The 4843-nt window shown below is 44.6% G+C and carries 6 protein-coding genes and 1 pseudogene; all 7 read right to left on the bottom strand.

Annotation, left to right across the window (positions count from 1 at the left end):
* Window positions 1-146: 146 nt before the first annotated feature.
* Window positions 147-482: a hypothetical protein gene (locus A3751_RS08250; protein WP_068454261.1), complete on the bottom strand. Its 336-nt coding sequence runs from the start codon at window positions 480-482 to the stop codon at window positions 147-149.
* A 320-nt stretch (window positions 483-802) separates the two neighbouring features.
* Window positions 803-1186, bottom strand: a complete 384-nt coding sequence (locus tag A3751_RS08245) for a hypothetical protein (RefSeq protein WP_068454258.1) — start codon at window positions 1184-1186, stop codon at window positions 803-805.
* 55 nt (window positions 1187-1241) lie between these two features.
* Window positions 1242-2171: a hypothetical protein gene (locus tag A3751_RS21770; RefSeq protein WP_082863124.1), complete on the bottom strand. Its 930-nt coding sequence runs from the start codon at window positions 2169-2171 to the stop codon at window positions 1242-1244.
* Window positions 2172-2194: 23 nt separating this feature from the next.
* Window positions 2195-3259: a hypothetical protein gene (locus A3751_RS08235; protein ID WP_156492333.1), complete on the bottom strand. Its 1065-nt coding sequence runs from the start codon at window positions 3257-3259 to the stop codon at window positions 2195-2197.
* A 56-nt stretch (window positions 3260-3315) separates the two neighbouring features.
* Window positions 3316-3615 carry a hypothetical protein gene (locus tag A3751_RS08230; protein ID WP_068454252.1) on the bottom strand — a complete coding sequence of 100 codons (300 nt, stop codon included), beginning with the start codon at window positions 3613-3615 and terminating at the stop codon, window positions 3316-3318.
* A 108-nt stretch (window positions 3616-3723) separates the two neighbouring features.
* Complete coding sequence (locus A3751_RS08225) at window positions 3724-4644, bottom strand: sugar kinase (RefSeq protein ID WP_068454249.1); 921 nt, start codon at window positions 4642-4644, stop codon at window positions 3724-3726.
* Window positions 4637-4843 (bottom strand): annotated as a pseudogene (locus A3751_RS08220) (SPFH domain-containing protein); the annotation flags it as partial. The gene A3751_RS08225 and the pseudogene A3751_RS08220, both read right to left, overlap by 8 nt.

The following is a 4843-nucleotide window of genomic DNA, read 5'->3' as shown; positions in this document are numbered from 1 at the left end:
AATTTTACCTCGGTATTTTAAAAGAAAATGAGCCTCCCTAAAGCTATAAAACACAAAACCCAGAGCAATAACGAGCATCCAAATCAACGTTAAAGCGAGTATCATATTTTGTTCAACGAACATCCAAATAGACGTTATTGTGGGTGTCATAGTTTTTTCACCATAGTTTTTAGCTCTTCTAGCGTTAATAGTTCTTCAGCGATACGAACGGGAATGTGCTCTGCATCTGATCGAAAGGGGTAATTATTGATCTTTACAGGGGAACGAAGGCGCACGCTATAAAGTGGCTCCCCCTCCATATTATCTTGATCCAACCTTAAATATGCATGTAAATACTGGTCTCTCAACAAAGAAACCTGAAGCGACGACTTCCTTCGCTGCAAAGCCTTTACAGTTGGGTGAGCTGCTCCTCTAAGCTCACGCTGCCGTTTCCAAGCATGATTGAGCGTGACAATTTGATAAACTTGGAGTTCTATATTCATTTAAAGCCTAATTGAAAACTAACAACTCTCGCCTTCTGATTTCAGGTAAAAGCAATTGATCAGAGCAATGACAACCAGTTTCACCGAGGTCATTCTGGGCTCCCTTATTTTTGTATGAAACGGGGTGCGCCAATCCTTGATCAAAAAACGAAGGATCACCTCATTCCCGCCTTCCAAGACTCAATCTTCTCAAAAACACCTCTCATTGTAATAGTTTGCCATTTTGTAGGTTGCGGCATTCAGCCCGAATAGAATGATTCCTTTTAGGTAATCGTCATCCGTAAATTGTTCCATAAGGAGTCTCTAAAAATATACTAAGGTCACCTACTAAAACTTTGCTGCTCAATTATTCCGTTCTGAATAGGTTCGTATTTAATGCCCGGAGAATCGAAGGTATATATCTGCCAACCATTTCTTCGCAGTTCATAACGATACCACTCTTTGCCCGTGAAGAAATCAAGACGATCTTTTTGCTTTATCTTGAAGTCCTGATCGAAGCAGTTACCGTCTCTTAGCTTGCCCAGAATCGCTTCTCGAAGCTCAGAGCCATAGTGCTCATCAACTTGCGCCTCACCAACAATGAATGAAGCAAAATCATCTTTTGGCCGAGGTGATTTCCGATGTAAAATCCAGTGAGGCTTGTTTTGATCGAGCTCATCGCTACCGCAGCTGCACAACTTAAAACCTTGGGAGTAATCACACATGGCCTTTCTCCTTATTTAGTTAAAAGGAATTTCGATCCTAAGGGGCAAAGCGACATTAATTGTCGAAAGCTAAGGGTTTTAACGCCAAGCTAAGCCACTGCTGAACAGCAAAACATATCTCCTGATTTCTGGATGAATCGATGAGTTCCAAATAACAAAACGCAAGCGCGTCTTCGACCTGCTTTTCAAATGGGTCTTTCGGGTTCGCGACAGCAATTCCCATTACGGACGCTATGCCACCACCCTTTGCATTTTCATTGCGGTCTCTTAGCCAAGTCTCGGCCTCTTCACGAGACTCAAATCTAGGCTTTCGCTCAATGTAAAAATGCTCTGGAACGACAATGCGCTTTCCGTCTTTTAAGTAACAAACAATCTCTCCCGACTCTTCAGGTAGGTAGGCGCGCTCAGACTGCAGTGCTTCAAGCGCATCAAGAAATGTAGCAAATGGCTCTTCAAAACGATTTCTGAGATCAAATGCTCGAAAGCATAGAATTTGCTCTTTCAGGTCATCAATCCTATTGAGATCCGGATCGCTAAGAACCTGCTCAAAATAAGTTTTTACTGATGGCCAATCTGGATATGGAGCGCTCCCATATTGAACAAGTTCACCTTCAAACACATCCTGGCCCTGACCTTTCGCTCGGTCATCGATCAAGAAGTCTCCCTTGTTCAAATGCTTGTGTGCCGAGAGGATGAGCTTTCTTACGAAATCCATTCCAAGGTGCTTTTCTACCCATTGGCGTTTTTCCGAATAGCTATGCGGATTCATAACGGAAGGCGTCGATAGGATATATACATCAAAGAGCTCATGAGCCGCTAACCACTTGACCGTTTCCAGCGCGCCTTGAATTGGGTCCAACCCGAGGAACAAGCCGGGGATGCTCTGGGGATACTTAACTTCGGGAAATTGCTCTTTGTAGCGGAGGTAAGACGCTGTGTAGTCACACATGCAGTTATCCATATCAACATATATAATCTTTTTCATTGAGCACCCCTTTTACTCTTCATTTACTCTTCATCGTCAGGCGAGCGCTCTTCAGATTCGATACGATCGAGATCATCTATCGCTTCTGGGCTAAACACGACCTTGTACTTCTTTTTAAATTTCACAACCGTTGGATCAAAGTTCTTACAGATATCGTCATATTGCTCGCGAATAAAGCTCTCCTGCGCACTAAGTTCGCGCTTAATTAACGCGTTTAACTCCACATCGTCAGTTTCGTGTGCTCGGCAGTCCCGAAGGAAATATTCGAATCTGATTTTCTCTGCGGCACTCGTATTTTTTACAATAACGTCCATCACCGCGTCGCCACTGTAATCCGTACGTTCGATCAGAAATACGTCTGTGTCGGCAAAATGAAACTCATCATTCATTTCATAATAACGTTTCTGTTGATACTCTCGAACACGGTCGATCAACTCCTCAAGTTCTCTTTCTTTACCGTGTGCATTCCTACGCATATCCCAAATAAATCCACCATTATCATTTTCTCCATGGTTTTCACCCTTAACAAACTCACTGGGAATCAACTCATCGATAAGATCATCCGCCTGCTCCATAGCATCGAGAATGTAGTAACTCATGCTGGAAATCGTCAGATATAGAAATCGTTGAGACTCGTCTAATATGCGCGCCCAGCAGTGATTAAGATAAAGGCGGTAAGGGCGTTCGATAAAACGATCAGGGAAGTCTCGTTGGTTCGCGCTTTGCTGGAAATTGAATTCCTTTTGGTCAAAATCGCGGAGATTCTCAAATGAACTAAGATCGAAGTCTTTTCCATGCAGTTCATTGAACCTAAAATAGTTCTCTCCAATCCCAGACAGAGCTGTAGTGTGCGCATTGAATACATTGAGCTGATCACTATCCAAAGGGTCGTCCCCATAACCTGCTTCGGGGTCATAGCCCAAACCAAATAACTCTTTGTACAAATACTCGTCAACTTTTTCCATATACAGGTGGATGAACTGCTGGCGCTTTCGATTTTGCTCTTCCAGGGACAGCCCATAAAACTCTGGATCGAGCTTCATAATCAAGCGCTTCACAAGTGCCATATTTGGTTTATAGGTCTTCACACAGCCCGCCTATTTTTAAGTGGAGTTATTCTCGCGCCATTAACTAGAGCAAGGCGTTATTCATATGGGCAGTCAGGAGAGCCCCATTCATTACCGACCGGGCCACCTAAGGCACCTTGTAATTTGCGATGCTTGCACCACGCAATCGCAAAGTCGTCCATGTCGTCCAGAGAAACAAATAAGGCTATAGCTTCGCGCCCTAGTTTGTCTTTTTGAACTTCGGCGTTTAACGGATTACTCACACGGATCTCCGCGTGACGGATTTCTGTTCCATGCCTTGATGATTCAAGCAATGCTGAATCGCCAGTTTGATTGATCGCTATCTGTATCTGCTCTGTATTCAACTTGTCACTCACCCTTGTCGCTCCTTTCTTTCCATTCGCTGCACACGCTAAACATCGCACCGGGCTTTATTCATTTTTTGCTCATGACCAGATTACACAGCAAAGCGTCATATATTGTCGCTATGCGACCACTAACCTACCTTTTTCACGGTCTACGGTAACGCTCACAACACAGCCAGAGTTGAACTGAATAAAGTCACTCTCGATACCATCTGAAAAAATCACACCGTTTTCCGGCATGTGAGACTCAAGTGCAAACGTCTGTTTTTTTGTGATCTCCCCAAAAACAACATCCGTGCTACTCGTATTGCTTGGAAATGGCTCTCTCACCGCAAACTGAAGACGATCATCGTCCCATGGGAAGCCTCCCTGCATAGCGTGTTCTTGAGAGCCTGTAACCCCCATCGCTCCAGCAAGTATTGACTGGAACCACCCTGTTGAACCAAACCCCGTTGAAACAATGATCCCGGACGAACTCTGCATCTCTTCGCGGTTTTTCCAACGCAAGGTGTAACGCGCAGAAGTGTGCGATTTTGGTCCGATAAAGAAATCATTCACTGCCCGCATACTCTGGCCATCATTTGTCTCTACCTTCGCAAATGTCACTTCTCGCGTATCCACTTGGTTTGCAGAAGATGCCGGTATGACATCGACAAGATCTCGCACAGTAAATGCAAGCAATTGGCCATCAAAGCGAGCCTCGTCTGGGTTTACCCCGATTACTTGTTGATTGGCCAAGTATTTCAACGTGTTGGCGACTAAGCCATCCTGCCCAATGACCACGACAATATCCTGAGCACCGAATTGATAGTTAGGCAACATCGACCGGTCAATTCGCTGAAACTGCCCCTGCTGACGCAGGTAGGTCTCGGCACGTTTGACTTGCTCTAAATACGTTTCGTGTTCGTCTAAGTAGTCGCTCACATCAACCTGGTTGTGCTCTAGATAAAACTTAGCCTGAGACCACGAATTGAAGCGCTCAATTAGTTCTTGAACACGCGTCTTACGTGTAATCATCACAACACGCGCACTACTAGCCATTTGCTTTCACCATTTTGCTGAACAAATCTGGGGTAATGGTCAATTCATTTATCTTTCCTGCGTTCTGAGCTAATGACTCAAATGCCATCGCCATCAACTGCTCTGGATCCATGTTGGCCAAGGCCATCGCTTTCAAGTTTTCAACGGGCAACACTTTAAACGCATTCATACGCGAGGAGATTCGATACTTATCCGCATC

The organism is Oleiphilus sp. HI0080 (assembly GCF_001635135.1).
The sequence above is the reverse complement of the archived record's forward strand: the minus strand, read 5'-3'. Positions and strand labels throughout refer to the sequence as shown.

What these genes read in the sequence shown, in the direction of transcription:
- A3751_RS21770 (WP_082863124.1), bottom strand. Translation starts at nt 2,171, where the DNA reads ATGAAAAAGATTATATATGTTGATATGGATAACTGCATGTGTGACTAC.
- A3751_RS08250 (WP_068454261.1), bottom strand. Translation starts at nt 482, where the DNA reads ATGAATATAGAACTCCAAGTTTATCAAATTGTCACGCTCAATCATGCT.
- A3751_RS08225 (WP_068454249.1), bottom strand. Translation starts at nt 4,644, where the DNA reads ATGGCTAGTAGTGCGCGTGTTGTGATGATTACACGTAAGACGCGTGTT.
- A3751_RS08245 (WP_068454258.1), bottom strand. Translation starts at nt 1,186, where the DNA reads ATGTGTGATTACTCCCAAGGTTTTAAGTTGTGCAGCTGCGGTAGCGAT.